This window comes from Streptomyces sp. NRRL F-2580 (genome assembly GCF_000720115.1).
In the GTDB taxonomy this organism is placed as follows: domain Bacteria; phylum Actinomycetota; class Actinomycetes; order Streptomycetales; family Streptomycetaceae; genus Streptomyces.
In genome coordinates this window covers 58,349-76,161 of record NZ_JOIR01000014.1, presented here as the reverse complement: position 1 = coordinate 76,161, position 17,813 = coordinate 58,349, and the positions used below count along the sequence as shown (strand labels likewise).

The 17,813-nt window shown below is 68.6% G+C and carries 16 protein-coding genes and 2 pseudogenes; 10 read left to right on the top strand and 8 right to left on the bottom strand.

All coding sequences use genetic code 11. The features are described 5' to 3' along the window. Positions 1-13 precede the first annotated feature (13 nt). The 3 genes from IF88_RS0117770 to IF88_RS0117760 form a co-directional block, all read right to left on the bottom strand. Positions 14-2,014: a PEP/pyruvate-binding domain-containing protein gene (locus tag IF88_RS0117770; RefSeq protein WP_030712633.1), complete on the bottom strand. Its 2,001-nt coding sequence runs from the start codon at positions 2,012-2,014 to the stop codon at positions 14-16. Next, positions 2,011-3,558, bottom strand: coding sequence for an ATP-grasp domain-containing protein (locus IF88_RS49045; RefSeq protein ID WP_267884492.1), 1,548 nt, complete (start codon positions 3,556-3,558; stop codon positions 2,011-2,013). Before IF88_RS49045 ends, IF88_RS0117770 begins: the two co-directional genes overlap by 4 nt. Positions 3,559-3,893: 335 nt before the next feature. Continuing rightward, a complete protein-coding gene (locus tag IF88_RS0117760; protein ID WP_030712630.1) occupies positions 3,894-4,154 on the bottom strand; it encodes a hypothetical protein in 261 nt (86 codons plus the stop codon). Between the two features lie 88 nt (positions 4,155-4,242). On the opposite strand from IF88_RS0117760, the gene IF88_RS47275 reads away from it, so the two are divergent. Next, positions 4,243-4,419, top strand: coding sequence for a hypothetical protein (locus tag IF88_RS47275; protein WP_199808089.1), 177 nt, complete (start codon positions 4,243-4,245; stop codon positions 4,417-4,419). An 89-nt stretch (positions 4,420-4,508) separates the two neighbouring features. On the opposite strand, the gene IF88_RS0117750 is transcribed toward IF88_RS47275, so the two are convergent. Further along, positions 4,509-4,979 carry an SMI1/KNR4 family protein gene (locus IF88_RS0117750; protein WP_234323578.1) on the bottom strand — a complete coding sequence of 157 codons (471 nt, stop codon included), beginning with the start codon at positions 4,977-4,979 and terminating at the stop codon, positions 4,509-4,511. A gap of 344 nt (positions 4,980-5,323) precedes the next feature. Here IF88_RS0117750 and IF88_RS47865 point away from each other — a divergent pair. From IF88_RS47865 to IF88_RS0117710, 7 genes and pseudogenes are all read left to right on the top strand, one after another. Next, positions 5,324-5,466, top strand: a pseudogene (locus tag IF88_RS47865) (IS5/IS1182 family transposase); the annotation flags it as partial. Positions 5,467-5,786: 320 nt separating this feature from the next. Continuing rightward, a complete protein-coding gene (locus IF88_RS0117740; RefSeq protein ID WP_030712623.1) occupies positions 5,787-6,578 on the top strand; it encodes a hypothetical protein in 792 nt (263 codons plus the stop codon). Positions 6,579-6,690: 112 nt separating this feature from the next. After that, positions 6,691-7,594: pseudogene (locus IF88_RS43640) on the top strand (IS5 family transposase); the annotation flags it as partial. Between the two features lie 190 nt (positions 7,595-7,784). Further along, positions 7,785-8,894 (top strand): IS110 family transposase, encoded by a 1,110-nt coding sequence (locus IF88_RS40450; protein ID WP_030712618.1) that lies wholly within the window; start codon positions 7,785-7,787, stop codon positions 8,892-8,894. Positions 8,895-9,242: 348 nt separating this feature from the next. Then, positions 9,243-9,386, top strand: a complete 144-nt coding sequence (locus IF88_RS46560) for a hypothetical protein (RefSeq protein WP_158754435.1) — start codon at positions 9,243-9,245, stop codon at positions 9,384-9,386. A gap of 6 nt (positions 9,387-9,392) precedes the next feature. Continuing rightward, positions 9,393-10,313 (top strand): hypothetical protein, encoded by a 921-nt coding sequence (locus IF88_RS47860; protein WP_234323577.1) that lies wholly within the window; start codon positions 9,393-9,395, stop codon positions 10,311-10,313. A gap of 496 nt (positions 10,314-10,809) precedes the next feature. Further along, a complete protein-coding gene (locus IF88_RS0117710) occupies positions 10,810-11,523 on the top strand; it encodes a hypothetical protein (RefSeq protein ID WP_030712611.1) in 714 nt (237 codons plus the stop codon). A 463-nt stretch (positions 11,524-11,986) separates the two neighbouring features. On the opposite strand, the gene IF88_RS49040 is transcribed toward IF88_RS0117710, so the two are convergent. Together IF88_RS49040 and IF88_RS0117700 are read right to left on the bottom strand one after the other, a co-directional pair. Continuing rightward, positions 11,987-12,118: a hypothetical protein gene (locus tag IF88_RS49040; RefSeq protein WP_267884491.1), complete on the bottom strand. Its 132-nt coding sequence runs from the start codon at positions 12,116-12,118 to the stop codon at positions 11,987-11,989. An 880-nt stretch (positions 12,119-12,998) separates the two neighbouring features. Next, complete coding sequence (locus tag IF88_RS0117700; RefSeq protein WP_030712606.1) at positions 12,999-13,718, bottom strand: TetR/AcrR family transcriptional regulator; 720 nt, start codon at positions 13,716-13,718, stop codon at positions 12,999-13,001. A gap of 99 nt (positions 13,719-13,817) precedes the next feature. Here IF88_RS0117700 and IF88_RS0117695 point away from each other — a divergent pair, with 99 nt between their 5' ends. Both IF88_RS0117695 and IF88_RS49600 read left to right on the top strand, forming a co-directional pair. Continuing rightward, on the top strand, positions 13,818-15,017 hold the full coding sequence (locus tag IF88_RS0117695) for an FAD-dependent monooxygenase (RefSeq protein ID WP_030712603.1): 1,200 nt from the start codon (positions 13,818-13,820) through the stop codon (positions 15,015-15,017). A gap of 15 nt (positions 15,018-15,032) precedes the next feature. Beyond that, positions 15,033-15,257, top strand: a complete 225-nt coding sequence (locus IF88_RS49600) for a hypothetical protein (RefSeq protein ID WP_078892954.1) — start codon at positions 15,033-15,035, stop codon at positions 15,255-15,257. Here the strand turns inward: IF88_RS49600 and IF88_RS0117690 are convergent. Both IF88_RS0117690 and IF88_RS0117685 read right to left on the bottom strand, forming a co-directional pair. Further along, entirely contained in the window at positions 15,241-16,008 is a 768-nt protein-coding gene (locus tag IF88_RS0117690; RefSeq protein WP_234323576.1) for a 2-phosphosulfolactate phosphatase, read from the bottom strand. The two genes, IF88_RS49600 and IF88_RS0117690, sit on opposite strands and share 17 nt — an antisense overlap. A gap of 487 nt (positions 16,009-16,495) precedes the next feature. Further along, the gene (locus IF88_RS0117685; protein WP_037806203.1) at positions 16,496-17,254 is read right to left on the bottom strand and encodes a restriction endonuclease; all 759 of its coding nucleotides are present in this window, start codon (positions 17,252-17,254) and stop codon (positions 16,496-16,498) included. Between the last annotated feature and the right edge of the window lie 559 nt (positions 17,255-17,813).

Sequence of the window (17,813 nt, the reverse complement as noted above, 5' to 3'; positions counted from 1 at the left end):
GCGTACGGACGGGTCAGGCGCTGTACGGGCGCAACTGGAGGATGTGGAGCGCGCCTCCCGGCCCGAGCAGCCATTCGATGTCGAGCGGCCCCGCGAAGGTGTAGTCCGTGGCGAAATGGGACTGGAGCAGGCGGCCCGCCAGGGCCAGCCGCCCCAGTTGGGCCCGCGTGTCCTGGGCCAGGTCCTCGGTGGCCGCGCCCAGCGAGATCGTGCGGCCGCCGCCCTCGACCGTGTTGTACAGGTACTGCAGGGGCATCGTCCGGCCGTCGACGACATCGGCCGTGGACCCGTGCGCGCAATTGAGGTACACGTTGCGGAAGTCGGCCCGGTTGGTCGGATTGCAGGTGACCATGACGCCTCCGAGCGGGGACGGCTCGTAGCGCTGGACGATCACCCCCATGTAGGTGTCGTCCAGGGAGATGCCGGCCTGATGGCGCAGCCGCACGCTGCGCGGGGAGAGCAACGACGCCCACACCTGGCGGATGGCGTCCAGCAGCCCCGGCAGATCGGTGACCTTGGTGTGGGACTCGTAGATCCCGGCTGCGGAGAAGCCCGGCAGGTCCTCGGCGTTCGAGGAGGACCGCACGGCGAAGCGGCCCGTGCCCGCCAGGTGCTCCACCAGCTGCGTGTCCAGGGCGCGCACCAGGTCCTCGGGCACCGGGAGAGTGCGCACCAAGTGCTGCAATTGGAGGCAGACCGTGTCCACGGCGTCCATGGAGTTCAGTTCCAGGGCCATTTTCAGTTTGCCGATGCTCTGTTGCACGGCCGGTGAGGAGTCCAGGAAGCGCTGCTGGACGGAGAAGGGGACGGCGATGCCCGCCGGCGCCTGGACGTACTGGGTCAGGAACTCGCTCGCGTACTGGGCGAGATCACCGTCCTCGGGCATTCCCAGCCGGGCGGCCAGGTGGCCGAGCAGGTCGGCCCGGGGCGGGCGGGGCACGGAGTAGTAGCCGGTCAGCCGGCCCGATCCGTGGCGCAGCACGTGGTGCAGTTCCCCGAGGTTGGCCGCTTTGGTGCCGTAGCGGTTGCGGTCGCCGGCGCGTAACGCGGACAGCGGCACGAGCGGTACGTCCGTCACGTGCGGCGCGTCGAGGCGGATCCGCTGCGTGTGCCAGGTCGGTTCGGCGAGGTCCGACGGTTCCTCGGCGCGCTCGATGACGAACCCGTCGGCGGTGACCTCGTAGCGAACCCAGGCACCGTCCAGCTTCTCGTCGGTGATCGTGTCGAGGACTCCGCGGACGATGGCGTTGGGGATGCCCCACCCGGCCGCCAGCATGTTGGTGTGCGACAGCGGAGTGGTGGGCTGGGCGTTGATCAAACCGGAGAGCCGCGGAATGTCGTCGGGGACCACCGGCATGGCGACGATGTCGTACCAGGTCAGGTCCGCGCGGGCGGCCAGGTATTCCTCGCCCGAGGCGAAGGCGCGGAGCCGGCCGGTGGCCGAGGCGAGCGTCAACGGCACGAAGGGCGCGGTCGCCAGGAGCGCGTGACCCCGTGCACGGGGCACCACGGTCTCCGGCACCTTCGCGAGGGCGTGCTCCTGCCCGTGGTTGGCCGGCTTCACCAGCAGCTCCAGCGCGGGATCGAGGTGAGCCCGTACGAAGGCGTGGAACTCGATCAACAGGTCCGCGCCCATGGTGTCGGCCTCGGTGGTCTCCAGGACCATGAACGGCTCGTCCCGCTCCGGGCCGCCCCGGGAGTGCAGCGACAGGACGCCGAGCAGGAAGCGCCGTGCGGGGTCCTGGTAGACGTCATGGTTGAAGCGGTCGAGTTCGGCGTCGAGCTGTTCGAGGGTCAGGCCCTGGATGTCGGTGGCTATGTAGTTGACGTGGAAGGAGTGCACGGAGCTGTCGAGGACGTGCCAGACGCCCTGGTCGCGGTCCACGACGACCTTCACGTACGGGTGCCCGCCCAGCACCCCGGCCAGTTGCTCGAACAGGGGGAGCGTGAGCAGGGTGTCCACGGCGGCGCCCCGGGGGGACGGCGCGGCAGCGATGGTTCCGGCGTTCGTCATGCGGTGCTCCCGGGCGTCGAGCGGTCGGTGGACAGGGCGGAGGGCTCGGTGGGGGCGGGGGTGAGGGTGGCGGTGGGGGCGGTGGGGGCGGTGTGGGCGGCCGCGAGGGCGGCGGACGGGGCGGTGAGGGCGTCCGGCAGGGCCGCGAGGATGCGGCCGCAGTCGGCCAGCAGCTCCGGCCCGGACTCGGCGGTGAGGAAGCACAGCGCGGCCATGGAATTGGCCCCTCCCGCCTCCTCGTAGCGCGGGACCGGGCTGCCTGGCGCGAGACTGTGTTCGCGCACCGGCTCCACGCGGGATCCCGGGGCGACCAGGGAGGCCCAGTCGACCGCCTCGAAGTCCCAGGCCGGGAGTTCGGTCCAGGGCCGGCCCTCGGCGTCGACGGCAAGGACGACGAGGGATCCGGCGGCGCCCTGGCCCTCGGTCAGCATCCGCTCCGGGTAGGCGACCTCCCGGCCGAGCAACTGGCGCACCAGCATGCCGATCATGTCGAACCCGAAGACGGTCTCCACCTGCCGGGTGGTCATCACCCCACCGAAGCGGGCGGCGGTCTCGATCAGCCACATGGCCCCGTCCGCGCCGAGTTTGATCTCGGTGTGGGTGGCGCAGGTATCGAGTCCGAGCGCGTCGACGGCGGCGCGCGACACCTCCTCGATCCGGTGCTGCAACGCGTCCGGGAGGGCGGCCGGAGCCAGGCTCGCCCGCTCGGTGAAGGGCGCGATGGTCGGCATCCGCCCGGTGATGCACAGCGGGTGGTAGCGGCCGTCGGCGACGATCCCCTCCACGCTGACGTAGTCGCCCCACCCGTCCCCGTCGAACCAATCGGACGCCTCCCCGGTCACGATCTCCTCCAGCAGGAAGTCGCTGACCCCTTCGTCCGCGGCGAGCAGTTCCGAGTAACCCTGCGCGGAGGAGGCTTCCATGACGGAACGGCCGGTCTTCCAGGCCGCCTCGGCCTGCTGCTCGTTCCACACGGTGAGGTGGGCCGTGGAACCAGCGCTCCAGGCTGCCTTCAGGAGGAGCGGCGGCCTCAGGGTCTCGAAGGCGGCCGTGATGTCCTGCGGCGCGTGGACCTCCGCGAACCCCGGTACGGGCACCCCGGCGTCACGCCAGATCCGGCGCATCAGACGCTTGTCCCGCGCCCCCGCGACCCGCTCGCCGGCACCGCGCAGACCGAGCCGCAGGCTCGCGTGGGCGACGGCCACCACTGCGTACTCCGACAGGGTCAGTACCGCCTCGGCGCCGACGCGGCGGGCGTGGGAACAGATCAGATCGACCAGTTCCACCCCCTCGCCCGGCGGGAGCGTCGTGACCGACGCGCACCCGGGCCTCCACACCGACTCGGTGGTTCGGGGCAACGGCGCGAGCGCCAGGACGTGCACCTCGGCGTGGGCGGCGATGCGCGGGACGGCGTACTCCAGGGGAGGGCCGCCCTTGGCATAGACGAAGAGGATCGGGGTCATGGTGCTCCTGGGGTCGAGGGGGACGCCGCGTGGCGCGACGGCGTCGACGGCGGACGGTCCGTACGCGGTGTCACCACGCACGGACCATAGGTAACTAGACCACGACGGAAAACGGCGGACGCACAGATGCACGCCTACTCGGTTAGGCGTTCGCCAAACAACCGCGCTCGCCAAGTCGGCCCGGTATGGGGGTGTTTCAGCCATCCGGGCGGGTCTCGTGGTGATCACGCGTCCGCGGGTGGTCCGGCAGGTCGTCACCAGCCGATCAGGAACTCGAGCGGCCACCCCGGCGGTCGACGGGGCCCCGTCCCGGCACGCGGCGACGACTTACGGCCACAGCATGCGCCGATCCCTCCGAACCGGGGCCCTCGGACGGGATTTCGTCGCACTCGATGAGCCCTACGGCTTCGCTTGAGCTATCGCCCGGAGGGCTGGGGGACCACGAACCGACCACGGAAGGCACCCATGTCTGTGACAACGAGCTCCACCACCGACTCCGCACCGGGCCCGTCGGACTTCGGCAGATCGGCCGACCTGGCGTAGCGCCGCCGGGCGCCGCCGGGGCCGAACCACTCCTGCCAGAGCCGGCGCAGGGTGTCGTAGCTGGGCACCAAGATCGCCGAGCTGACCGCGCTGCTCGACGGGCTCGGCGGGGTCACCGAGGAGATCCGGATCACCCGCAAGACGCTGCTCGAGCTGCCCGATCCGCGGCCGCCCGCGCCGCCGACCGCGAACCTGCCGGACCATCCGGCTTACCACCAGATCATGGCAGTGTTCGCCACGGCCGACGCCCCGCTGCGGGCGGGGGCGGTGTGCGAGGCGATGGACGTGGAGATCGAGCCCAACAACATCAACAACGTCCGCCTGAAGCTCAAGCGGCTGGTCGAACGCGGAATCCTGGTCGAGACCGAGCAGGGCTTGTTCACCCAGCCGCGGCCATAGCCGCCCAGCGAACCCGCGGCCAGGCCGCTCGCCTCAAGCGAAAGGGCAACACAGGCACCAACTTCACATAGCGCCCTCTGAGTTGCCGATCAGCCGATGCCGTCGCTCAGGCCCAGCACCTTCGGGTCGTCGCTGGGGAAGTTCCTGGGCATCCCCGGCACGTCGATGGTGCGCCCGTACACGCCGGCCAGGAACTCGACGGCACCCGCTGGGAACTCGATCCAGTCGGCGTTGTCCGTGCGGACGACCACCGGCCATGCGTCCGGATCCGCAGGGCTCGTCCTCCAGTAGAAGGTGTCCCCCGAATTGGACGACGCCCAGGAGATCAGGCCCCCCGGCTGCGGGTAGGGAACGTAGTCCTCGGTGTCGCCCATCTCGTACAGATCCTGAAGGATCTCGTCGTCCCTGGACGCGGACGCCCATGGCGCCTCGGCGCCGGGCGTCGGGAGGGACACCATGAGGAAATCATCGATGACAAGTGTCGGGTACGCCTCCGCCAGAGAGCGGAAGTCCGAGGGCAGCGCCGTGCCGAGGCCCGCCTCGAGGGCGGCCCAGTCCATGCTGCGTTCGCCTGGCACACGCCACCGTGTCATCGAAGGCAGCGCGGCCTCCAGCTCTTCGACCCTCACCATGTCGTCTGCCAATCCGGGGAGTTCTCGACCACGACGGTCTCGAACAATACCCCGTCCTCGATGCGGGCGGACACGGCGACTTAACTGCTCAAGGAGTCACGAACTGTCCTCTCAGATGTCCGTCAAAGCGGATCAAGCCCACCAATGAAGTCTCAGTCGACTTGGTCACGCCGACCGGTTGGGCCCGTTACTAGGACCTGCGAACCCAACCTGGCCTGAACTGGAATCCAGGGTCCGGGATCGGCGCGGCACTGGGCTGGAAGAAGGGCGTCCACAACCGGCTGCGGAAGTGGGCCACCGACGGGCCTGGGAGGAAGTGTTCACCGCCCTGCTCGCTCAGACCGACACTGATGGCGACGTCGATTGGGTGGTCTCCGTCGACTCCACCGTCGTCCGCGCTCACCAGCACGCGGCCGAGTGAGGCCCTGCTGGGCGTCGCCGTTCTCGCCCACGCAGCCTCACCGATCGCCTCGGTACGCCCGGGCATGGTGCGAGCAGCGTAGGGCGCTCGACCGAGTCACCCATTCGGAGTAATGCGATTTGGTTCGCACGTGTCTTCGTGCAGGTCACGCCGGTGGTTGACCGATCAATCCTTGTGTCGATTTCCGCCGGGTGCTTCTTCGTGCTCATCTGACCGGAAGGGGCGATCGCTTTCGAAGGGGCCCATCCTCTGCTTGTTCTGAGGCAGAGTCGACACGCGGCTGCGTTGTCCCACACCCAAACAGTGGAGTGATCATGGGGAACGGCCTGGAAAAGACGGATGCGCTGGCCCTCCTTGCTGCCATGGTGGCGGGCGACGCTGATATACGGGACGGAGTGCTGAAACTGAAGGAAGACGGGGTCTCCTCCCTGGAGGAAGCTATCGTGCTGTTGAGGGACGGATGGGGTGCGCGAAGGCTGCTAAACAGGGGTGAGTTGGAGCCCATAGATTTCGGAAAAATGCGGAAGAAGTCTCCGCCGGAAGCGCTCGCACGGATCGAGCATGTCGTGCCGGAGGTGCCGTTCGTCGTTCGCGGCGTTGAGTATGAACCGAAGGACATCACCCGATTCAATGGAAAAGGGCTGCACTTCATCACCACGCCCGATTCTGACTGCATGCTCGCCCTGGATGACCGAGACACCTGGGTGGACTGGATGCAGCTTTTGTACTTCGAGCGAAACAAGGGAAGCCTCAACCTCTCCCGCGGAGGTGAATTCCCGGGAGTCGCGCACGTGAGGGCTGCCCTGATCGAGACAAAATGGTATGAGGACATAAAGCTCGATGGTGAGGTTATTGCAAACGCGCCGAATCGTGGATATGCGCGCCTTTCGAAGGTTTCGAGGGGTGCCTTCGGTGAACTCGACTGGAATGATGTGATATCTTCCTTCGCGATGTACAGAACCCAGGTCGCAACTATCTATGACCCCATGAACTGGGGTGATCCGACCTGGAGTTTGGTACTCCCCTACGGCTCCCTCTACGGAGAGGCCTTGGATTTGACCACGTACGGATGGAACGACCGTGCATCTGGTTGCGCTACCTGGTAGTTCAATGCACGTCAGCCTGGCGAGTGCGTGGCGACCAAGCACCGGTGGGCTAGGTCCTGTTTCCTGGATCGCCTGAGGTGATCATGCTGTGTGGTTCAGGCTGGTCAGCATGGTGGGGCGGGGAGATCTGACCAACGCGGAGGGGAACGGCTGGAGCCGTTCCTGCCCCGTGGTGGGGCGCGTGGTGGCCGGTGGAGCGAGCACCGGAGGGTCATCAACGGGGTGCTGTTCCGGGTGCGGACTGGTGTGCCGTGGCGGGATCTCCCGGAACGGTTCGGTCCTTGGCTGACGGTCTATAAGCGGCATCGTCGCTGGTCGGCCGATGGCACTTGGCAGTTGTTGCTGACGCGGGTGCAGGCTGCCGAGAACGCCGGGGGCGGGATCGACTGGGAGGTGTCGGTGGACTCCACCACGACGCGGGCCCACCAGCACGCGGCCGGCGCTCGGGAAGAGGCCCCGCGTCCGGTTGCTTCACAAAAGGGGGCCCACCGCAGGGCAAACCAGGGCGATCCAGTGCTGCGGAGACTGTCTGCCCGCCTGGCGGAGGTGGTCAGGCAGGCGAGTGCTTAGGGCGCTCGCGAGGCGGTTTCACCACGAAGATTCACCTGTCCGCCGACGGTCGATGCCGTCCGCTCTCGCTGGTCCTCACGGCCGGACAGTGCGGGGACAGCCCGCAGTTCGAGGCGGTGCTGGAGAAGATATCCGTGCCCTGTATCGGGCCGGGCAGACCCCGAACCCGGCCCGACAGTGTCAGCGCCGACAAGGCATACAGCTCCCGGAGCAACCGCCGCTACCTGCGGAAACGCAAGATCCGGCACACCATTCCCGAGCCAAAGGACCAGCACGCCAACCGCCGCCGACGCGGCTCGGCCGGCGGACGGCCCACCGGGTTCGACAAGGACAGGTACAAGAAACGCAACGTCGTCGAGCGGGCGATCAACCGCCTCAAGAACTTCCGGGCAGTCGCCACCCGCTACGACTGTGAGGATGTTCAGGTGCCGCTCCGGGCGGTGGCTTGACTCGCGGTACGACTGGCCCTGGTGCCTTGCGTTTGATCTGTCGGCCACTGCTCGGGGCGGTACTCGCTGCCGCCGGGCAGGGGACGTGTCCCGATAGGGGCCTTCGCGACAGGCACCATCACAGTCTTGACCGCCCCCGGCCCGGCGACAGCCACCGGTTCCCGAGGCGATCAGGAGACAGGCGACCTTGACCAGCATCACGCAGTCCACCGCCCCGTGTCATGTCCCGGCGGACGCCGAGGACGTCCTGCTCGGTGTGGACACTCACAAGGACATCCACGCCGCGGCCGTCATCACCGTGCTCGGCACTGGTCTCGACGGACGCAAATTCCCCGCGACCGCTGACGGCTATCGGCAACTACTCGACTGGGCACGATCATTCGGCGTGCTGCGGCGGGCCGGCGTGGAGTGCACCGGCTCTTACGGAGCCGCCCTGACCCGTCACCTGCGCGCCGAGGGCATCGAGGTGACCGAGGTCAACCAGCCTGACAAGGCCGCACGACGCCGGCACGGCAAGACCGACGCCATCGACGCAGAGGCTGCCGCCCGCGCCGTGCTGACCGGACGAGCCACCGCCGCGGCGAAGACCGGTGACGGCCCGGTCGAGATGCTCCGACTGTTCAAGCTGGCGAAGGGCTCCGCGATCAAGTCCAGAACCCAGACGATCAACCAGCTCAAGAGCGTCCTGGTCTCAGCTGACTCCGCTCTCCGCGAGTCGCTCGCCGGGCTGAGCAACCCTCTCCTGTTCAAGAGGTGCGCCGATATCGACACCCAGCACGCGAGCGGGCCGGCCGGGGCCGCCCGTTACACCTTGAGGTTGCTGGCCCGCCGCATCCAGCATCTGACCGAGGAGATCGACGACCTCAACAAGCGGATAGCCGAGGCCGTCGAAGCCAGCACGCCAGGACTACTGGAAGTCCGCGGCGTCGGCCCGGACAGCGCCGCTGCCCTGCTCATCTCGGCCGGCGACAACCCGGAGCGACTGGTCAGCGAGGCGTCCTTCGCCGCCTTATGCGGCACCAGCCCGGTCGAGGCATCCTCCGGGAAGACACAACGACGCAGGCTGAACCGGGGTGGCGACCGTCAGGCGAACGCCGCCCTCTACCGGATCGTCCTCAGTCGTCTGCGCTGGGACGAGCGCACCCGCGACTACCTGCAACGACGTCTAGCCGAGGGCAAAACACGGCGCGAGATCATCCGCTGCCTCAAACGCTACGTCGCACGAGAAATCCATCGACACCTCGTCCCAGCGAACCCTCCAGCTGACCAGACAGGACCCGTCACAGTCGCTGCTTGACATCCATAGGGGCATCAAACGCGCTTACGTCTACCTCGGAACAGTCACTCTCGCAGCCCTCACGATCTGGCTCCGCACCTGATCCAGGAAACAGAACCTAGGCCGAGCGGAAGTCGCTGCTGCGGTACGCGTCGGCTGCCCGAACGCGACGCTGGCCTTCGGCCGGGCGTCCTGACCGTCAGCTTCGTCGCCGCGCATGTGGGGCGCGTTCTGGAACCACTGCGGCCACAGGCCCCTTACTGGAGGAAGTGGCTGGCCCGGTCGCCGTGCAAAGCACAGTCGGTGTACGCGAGCGCCCATGGCTGTGGACTGGTCGTCGGCGAGGTCGGGTAGGCGCAGGTAGCGATCGTGTTGCCCATCCGGATCGACCTGTCGAGGGCCGCGTCGACCGGCTCGGACTTCGAGCGCGTCATCCTGACGATCCGCCTCGCGCTCGCCGGGGCCCTGGGCAGGCCGATGCCGTCCTTCGACGTGGCGCTGCGGAACTACTAGGAACACGTGCACCCGGGCAAGCCGGACGAGTACATCCAGCGGTCCGGGCTGACCGGGAAGTTCGCGGAGATGCTGCCCCAGCAGCTGCAGGCCGGTGTCGGTGAGGTCGCCGCCGCCCTGGCACTGTCCGGACTGCTCGGCTCGGCCGCCGGACAGCTCACCTCGCCCCTGGTGAACGCACTGCGAGAGCGCCACGAACGCGCCCAGGCCCTCACCGGCTCGATCAACACCCACTGCCCGTCCGATAAGCCACTCGGGTATGGCTTGGGTTCAGTCGCCTCATTACATCACCAGATCGACGACTGCGGGCCGCGGGATTCAGTCCGCGCCCACACCATCAGGCGACGACTAAACCACCTGAAGACTCACAAACCGCCCTCTACGACGGTGCTCGGCTCCGTTATCGTCCGGGCAACGAGACTTTACCGGGGGGATGGGATGAGGGCGGAGACCGTTACAGCGATATGTGCCGTCGTGATTGCTGTCGCGTCGCTGGTCGTGTCGATCTACCAAACGCGCGCGATGCGCCAGCACAACCGGCACTCGGTACGCCCGGTACTGCAACTCCATCGGGGCTGGCCGGCAGGGGGAAGAGCGGGGATCCGGCTCATCAACTCCGGGCTTGGCCCTGCGGTCGTCGTCGACAGCCTGCTGACAGTCGATGGCGAAACGATCGGTGCCTGGTGTGAATCCAGTGTTGACCGCGTCCGCGAGGGCCTGCCGGTGAGCCCGTCCGCTGTGACCTTCAACCGGGGAGAAATACTCGCCACCGACTACGAACAGTATTTGTTGAGCGTCGCAGGCTACGACCCGCACGGCCACGCAGACGTCGAGGACCTGATCAACCGGCGCGTCACACTCGAGATCCGCTATGAGTCTTTGTACGGCGGAGAGAACTACACAGCGGTTCTGCACCCCGTCCGCTGAAGCCTGCTGCCGAGTTCGCATCGGCCGAGTGCTGGGCGCCGGTCATTTTCGGACGAAGGTCAGCCCGTCGGGTGGTGGGCAGCTCCGGACTCGGTATCGGGGAGGTGGGTGCCGTGGAGCCGGCCGCGTGAGTTCGGTCCTTCGGTGAGCGGCGGGGTTCAGATGATGCTGGGGAGGCCCTGCTGCTGGTCCCGGGTCAGCCCGTATTCGTGGGGCGGGGGGCCGCGAGGAGATCACGGCGCCGCCATGGCCGAGCAGCCCGGGCTGCTGCCGGCGCGGGATGAGACCTCGCTGTTCCCCCCCATGGGCGCGCATGCATGCAGCAAGACGGGGCCACTGGTACGAGCCGTGAGCCGGCCCGGTAGACCGGGCTCGGGGAAGCAGCAACTTCCCTTCAGGAGGCGTGAGTTAATGTTGCGTCAGAACATGATCCTGTAAAGCGACTGCTGGGCGCCTCCCACCGTCAGGGTCTGAGTGAGCGAGGGGAGCGAAGGTCATGGAGAGCATTGCGGAGGCTGTGGGCTCGCAGATCTTCAGTGCGGCGGTTGCTGCCGTGCTCACCGGCCTCGGCGGGCTGGTGCGTTGGCTCGTGGTCAGACGGCTGCCAGCCCGCCGCACATGGCGCTATTCAGGGGCGGCCGAGCTCTCCGTCGTCTTGGACACAGCCCACATAGACACGGGCCGTTACCAGCGCCCTGTGGCCGGTCTGGGCCAGGTCAGAGCTCTGTCCCTGCTCGTACCTTCCCTGACGCATGCCTACCGGGACCTTGATCTGGAGAAGGTCTGGCTGTCGGGCCATCTGCCAGGTCGCGAGATGGAACATGACCTGCTCGTCCTCGGTGGCCCGAAGAACAATGAGGTTGCCCGCCGCCTCCTCGCCGCCATGGCGGAGTCGCTGCCCTTCCAGCTCGGCGGTGGAGAGATCACCTGGGATGGCACCGCGTACCAGGGAGAAGCCACGGACGGCGAAATCACACGGGACTGTGGCTACATCGTCAGAGCCACGAACCCACTCAACCCGAACAAGCGCATCGTGCTCATCGGCGGTTGGTCCACCTACGGCACGGTCGCCGCAGCCCGCTGGCTGACGGAAGACGGGGCCGACCGCTCACTGGCCGCCGATATCGCGGTTCTCGTAGAGGCCTCGGTTATGCGCGACGGTCACGTCTCCCCGCCTCGCGTTCTACGGCGAGCAGCACTGAACGTCTGAGCTGTGCATGGCGGGCGGACTGTCGCCGTGTGAGGTTGGTGCGGTCCCGCACCCGGACAGGGCGCCGGACCCGACAAGCCGATCGGGGAGTGAGACCCCCTACGAGTCGGAGATCCATCCCGCCGGCTCGGCCCTGACGCCGTGGGGGCGCGGCCGCCGGGCACCGACAGCGGCTGTGCTCACCGGCATCGGGAGGAAAGCTCACGTACGAGGGCGCCGGCTGTCATGACCAACTCAGCCCCGGCAGTGTGATGAGTCGCCCTGTTCGTGACCTCGGACAAAGCCCGCCGCGCAATGCCCGTGGGTGGCACACTCGGGCTCCGTGGCTGACATAGCAAATCAAGTAATCCCGGTAGCCTCCGCACTCGCGGGAGTTGCCCTCACGCTCGCAGGCAACATGTACTTGGAGCGGAACAAGTGGCGGCGGGCCCGGCACACCGAGCAAGAGGCCAGGTCGCTCCAGTCATACGCCGATCTTCTGCAGGCGGCCACCGATATCGCACGTACTCTCCGGCAGACGGCTGAGCGGCTGGATGAAGGCCGTGATGTCGACATGCACGAGGTTGTCGCGGTGGTGGACGGCCACATAGGTCAAGTGCGGCGGCTGGGCACAGTGGCCCGTCTCGTGGGGCCGCGCAGCGCCTTCGCCCTCGTCAGTCGCTGGAGGACGAGGTCGCCCCCCTCTACCGGCTGCTCGCTGAGGTTGAGCGATCACGTGACGGCTCTGCTTTGGTCGAGCCCGCCCGGCGGTTGATGAAGACACGGGATGCGATTACCGATCACTTGAGACGAGCCGGAGGGCTCTCCTGACCTACCCATCGGACGGGCACCCCCTCGTGCCGGCTCTCGCATCGCTTCGCCTGTGAGCCGCGATCATGGGACGCTGCGACCGTGGCCACGATCCGCACGGCCACCTCCGCCTCATCGGCCGCACTGCCCTGCCGGCAACGTCGGTTCGCTGCGGAGAACATCTCATCCACGACGACAACGAATGAGGCTGCCCGCTCTCGCCGAGCCACAGCATCGCCGGTTCCAAGCCGCGCGGCCCGTTCACGAGCAGCAGGCGCCGTTCGCGTAGCGCCAAGTGCTCCACGACGAGACGGAACTGCGAACCGACCCGGCGGGCCCACGGCTTCTGCGGGTCCTCCACCACCCACGGGCGCCACCACCGTGCACACCGGCCGGCCGCCTGCGCCGCCGCGACGACCTCTGCCCGGTCCCATCAGTGTCACGGCACCTCGACTCGACCGCCGTAACCACCGATGCGAGTCCGACCGGCAGATCACCGGCCGCCAGCGCCGTGTCGAACCCTGGACCCCGCCGCCGGAGGCCGCGCCGCACACCTCGCCCCCGACGCGCCCAGCGGCCTCCTCGCACTGGACGACGCAGTCCGTCGAGGGCGGGATAAAGCAGCTGCTCGGCGGCGACCGGGAGCCGGTCGCCGACGAGCAGGAGCCGGACAACTCGTACCGCGGTCATCGAGCGCGCCGGTCGATAAGTGCGGCCAAGCCGTCCAGAATGCGCTGGAGGCCGAACTCCCATGCCTGGTCCTGCCCCTCGGACCGTGCTGCCGAGGCAAGGGCCGCAGTGAGCGCGGGAAATTGCTCGCCGTGTGCCTGCATCAGCTCGCCGAGGATGACGCCGAGCTGGGCCTCGGGGTTGCCCGCGGGGCCCGCCGCGCGGGCTTGCTGGGTGATGCCACGTACGTGGCCGGTCAGCAGGACTGCGGTGTCCATCCGCTCCGCACCGCTCAGCCCCGTACCGTCCAGCGCGGTGACGGCACGCTCCATCCAGGACAACTCCCCGGGCCCCATGATCCGCGGCCCGATGGTGGCCTCCAGCGCCCAGGGGTGTCGGCGAAAGACAGTGAGCAGCCGGCGGGCCCAGTCCTCCAACTGCTCCCGCCAGCCACCACGCGCCGCCTCTCCTGCCGCCGGGTAGGGGCCGATCGCACCGTCGACCATCAGTGCGACCAGCGCGGCCTTGCCCGGCACGTACCGGTACAGCGCCATCTTGGTGACGCCCAGTTGCGCCGCGACCCGCTGCATGGAGACCTCGGCCAACCCGTTGCAGTCGGCGATATCGATGCCGGCCCGCGCAATGCGGGCCAAGTCGAGTGTCGGCCTGGGGCCCCGTGCGGGCTTCGGGTGCGGGCCCCACAGCAGCCGCACCGCCTCGGCGTGCTCGTCGCTCAAGTCCCCTCCGGTCCTGCCTTGTCGAAACAATTCAACTGTGTCTATGGTACACAGTAATCATCAGTGTCCATCGGACACAGTTTTAGTGAGAGGTGTCCCGTGAACAGGAACGTCCTCATCTCCGGCGCGAGCATCGCCGGCCCGGCGCTGGCCTACTGGCTGGGGCGCCACGGCTTCAAACCCACCGTCGTCGAGCTCGCCCCGGCCCTGCGCAAGGGCGGTCACGCCGTTGACTTCCGCGGTGAGATACACCTGACCGTGCTGGAGCGCATGGGCCTGCTGCCGGAGCTGCACCGCATCCAGACCGGCGGCAGCCCGATGCGTTTCGTCGACGAGGCCGGTCGGACGCTGCTGCATCTGCCCGCCGAGTTCGCCGGCGGCGAGATAGAGGTCCTCCGCGAAGACCTGGCCCGGGTGCTGTACGCGCACAGCGTCCCCTACACCGAGTACATCTTCGGCGACTCGATCACCGGCCTTACCGAGACCGCGTCCCGCGTGCGGGCCGAGTTTCAAAGCGGCACCTCACGCGACTTCGACCTCGTCATCGGGGCGGACGGGCTGCACTCCAACGTCCGCCGCCTCGCCTTCGGCCCGGAGCAGGACTACGTCAGCCATCTCGGCTACTACGCCGCCACATGGCAGCTGCCCAGTGGCAGCCACCCGGGGCCCACAAAGGGCTCAGTCGGCTACAACGCGCCGGGGCGGCTCGCCTCCGTCGGCGCCGACCACCGGGACCCGGCACGGGCGGGAGCCTTCTTCGTCTTCGCCTCGCCCGAGTTGTCGTACGACCGGCACGATCCCGAACAGCAGAAGAAGTTGATCGCCGACGCCTTCTCCGGCCTCGGCTGGGAGGTGCCCCGCCTCCTTGCCTCTCTTGATCAGGCCCCCGACCTGTACTTCGATTCGATCAGCCGGGCGGACGTGGACACCTGGTCCAAGCGGCGGGTGTGCCTCGTCGGCGATGCCGCCTGCGGGGCCACCATCGGCGGCATGGGCACGGGAACCGCGACGGTCGCCGCCTATGTACTGGCCGGCGAGCTGGCACAAGCCCGGGGCGAGCACCGGACGGCCTTCACCCGGTACGAGAGCAGGCTCCGCAAATACGCCAAGCGCTGCCAGGCAGGAGGCGACCGCACCGGGAAGTTCCTCGCCCCCGCCACCGCCACCGGCGTGCGCCTCCGCAACACCTTGCTCTCGCGCTCCCCGTTCCTGAACGGCATGCTCAAGCTGGGCGAGAGAGTCAGCAGCACCGTGGCCCTGCCGGACTATCCAGCCGACCCCAGCCGCGTCAGCTGGTGACTGACGTGGTCTTCAGTGACAGGAGGCCCGGCGCTGAGGGCGGTCGGCGTCGAGCAGTTCGGCTGGCCGACCTGTGAGGTGCCCGCCGGAAGCACCTGCCGGACCCGCGGCGGCAAGGTTGCCCCGAAGTACCACACCCCGCGCTTCGTGCTCGTTGACGACGGGCGCGTTCTGGCAGAGCGTCGAAAGGGGAGCTACGTCGAAAGGGGAGCTACCAGGACTGTCATCCAGCGGCAGTAAAGGCACCGCTGATGAGGACGGGGACCACGCTGGAAGCGTCCAGTTCCGTCGCTATGGCGACGTCGTCGGCGTAGCCCCCGTCGATGAGTTCCCGTCCCGAGCAGCTGTCCGCGACAACGGTGCCGACGTTCGTGACGCCCGCGAAGGCTGCCGCTGCCACCGCTGCCTCCGGCGAGAGCTGGTCTCTGCCACGTCGGCGCAGAGAAGCAATCACAGCTCCAGCTCCGAGCAGATCCTCCAGCGCCGGCCTGAGACTGCCATCGGGCCAGCGCTCGCCCGAGGCAATCACTGCGACAGGCCGTTCAGCTGTGCCATAGCCCTGATCCGCGAGCCATCCGCCGACAGCCGTTGAGTTGCGCAGAGATGCAGCAACGACGGTGGATCCGCCGGCAGAGGCGGCGATGGTGGATCCGTTGGGCGAGGGGAGTACCAGCCGAGGCGTGAAAGGAGCACGTCGCAATGCCGCCGGCGAAAGCGACCACGGCGAGGTCTCGGTGGCCATACTCCGCCCTACCGCCAACCTGGCGTCCATCTGGTCGGCGAACAACACAGCAGTCTCGTCACGCCAGCGATAGGGGAAGACCTGAGCGCCCGCCTCCACCGCGACCGTCACCGACGTGGTGAACGAAAGGATGTCAACGACGACAAGACAGGCGATGTCTTCCGCGAGACGAGCCGCGCCGACAGGGCCCCATTCACACCGCACCCCGTGACCTGCCTGCATGAACCCGCTTCCCATGAAGACGATCATGCCAGCAGCCGCGAGCCCCCCACCCGCCGAGGGCGAGTCGAGTCGGCTCCAGGGTCAGCAACAAGCACTGATCTCCAATAGTCACCTTCTGGCCCGCAGCGGCATGGACCCAGCGCAGCCGCTTCCGGCTGAGCCTGGAACCCGGCGACGTGGCTCACCGCGCTCGCATCGATTCACACGGTGAAGCCGCCGTGCAGCTGATCAGCCCCTGTCAGGCCCGTCGGACTCCAGGGGCTTCGGCCTGCCCTGCCGACGGGACGGGCGAGTCATAACCCCGCAAGCGGTAGGCGCGGCGCGTCGATCCAGGGCTCGGCCAGGGATCACTCGACGAATTGCGGAAGGGTAGCGGCCGAGCCCGTCAGCATGATGCCGCGTACGGCACACCCGTGGCCGGCTGCCGCTGGCCCGATGGCGCCCCGCTCCGGAGCGGGCCGGCACCCCGGGTGCACTGCTCACCATCCCGGCTGCACGGGTCGCCTGGCAGCCGTCACTCCTCCGCCCGCACCGCGGCGGCGGCGTCCCAGGGAGGCGGCGTCAGCGACTCCGTCCACGCGGCCAGGCCGTCCCCGTCGACGCAGACGATGTCGCAGGCGGCGGCGTACTCCGTGGCCGGAGCGGTGAAGTCACTGGTGGTCACGACGATGGCCACATCGGCCTCGTGGACGGCGAAACAGGTGCCGCCGAAGCGCTGGAGGTCCTGGGAACCGACCCGGTTGCCCTCGCCGTAGTGCTTGCACTGGATGACCACGCGCAGTCCGTCCGCCGTCGTGGCGATCACGTCGGCTCCCAAGTCCCCTGCTCCGCCCACCACCTCCACCTGGGGGCAGCCATCCCGAGCGCACAGGGCGGCGACCGTGTGCTCGAAGCCGTCGGCGTCCACCCCCGCGTGGTCCAGGGCGTCGGAGTCGACCTCGGGCAGGCGGGCGGCCTCCGACTCGGCCTCCGGCGGAGCGCAGGGTGCCGACGTGCCCGGCCACACCGGGCCGGGCGGAACCGGCCGGCGCCCAGTGGTGCGGCGCAGGCTCGGAGTGATGCTCCACCGCGCCAGCGCCACTCCGGCGGCCAGGAGGAGCACGGTGGCGATCGGCAGCACCGGTGCGTCGCCGCCCGTCTCCACGGCCGCCTTGACGAAGACGGCCGCCCCGCCCAGGCAGATCCCCACCAGACCCACCGCCAGCACGACGTCCCGCCCCAACGACGCAACGCGGACACCCCCGTCGCGTCGACGCCCTCCCGATGCCGTCATACGGGCCCCTCCCTCACTCGTCACGAGCTTCGCCCCCCTCCGCGCGGTCCCTCTCGCCACCCGACCGACACGGCCGGAGCAGCGCCGGGGATGGCAGACCCGGCGCATCCCTCCTCGTCTGATCAAGATCGCCGGATCCAAACGGCCCCGCCCCCGGCCAGTTGGCGGGTCGAGGCCGGGCCCGTGAGGGCAGACGCCGGAGATCAACAGCGGTGAGCCGTGCACGCTGCCGACGGACTCCACCGGTCCGGGCAGCGGACAGTCCCGGGAAGCGGCGCGCTCGCTCCCCGGGGGGCTGCGCTTTCTCTTGTGTCCGGTGCTCCACTCCCGTCGTGGGCTGCCGTTGGCCCTCACCGAGAGTGCCGGACCAGGCCCTGCCGACGCCGCCTGGATCCGGTTGCCGGCCCAGTGGGCATCGCACCAGGGGTCACGGCACTGGCGAGCGGAGTACCCGAAGGCCACGCCATTGGCCGGCAGGCCGCCCGAGCCGGGCTTGTACGCGGTCACGGGAGCGACCTTCCCGGCCTGGGTGACGTGGGACATCGACAGGGCGTACAGC

Coding starts and splice junctions, on each gene's coding strand:
- IF88_RS0117710 (WP_030712611.1), top strand. CDS start 10,810: ATGGAGAGCATTGCGGAGGCTGTGGGCTCGCAGATCTTCAGTGCGGCG.
- IF88_RS0117685 (WP_037806203.1), bottom strand. CDS start 17,254: ATGACGGCATCGGGAGGGCGTCGACGCGACGGGGGTGTCCGCGTTGCG.
- IF88_RS0117740 (WP_030712623.1), top strand. CDS start 5,787: ATGGGGAACGGCCTGGAAAAGACGGATGCGCTGGCCCTCCTTGCTGCC.
- IF88_RS0117770 (WP_030712633.1), bottom strand. CDS start 2,014: ATGACGAACGCCGGAACCATCGCTGCCGCGCCGTCCCCCCGGGGCGCC.
- IF88_RS0117750 (WP_234323578.1), bottom strand. CDS start 4,979: ATGGACTGGGCCGCCCTCGAGGCGGGCCTCGGCACGGCGCTGCCCTCG.
- IF88_RS47275 (WP_199808089.1), top strand. CDS start 4,243: ATGGCAGTGTTCGCCACGGCCGACGCCCCGCTGCGGGCGGGGGCGGTG.
- IF88_RS0117690 (WP_234323576.1), bottom strand. CDS start 16,008: ATGATCGTCTTCATGGGAAGCGGGTTCATGCAGGCAGGTCACGGGGTG.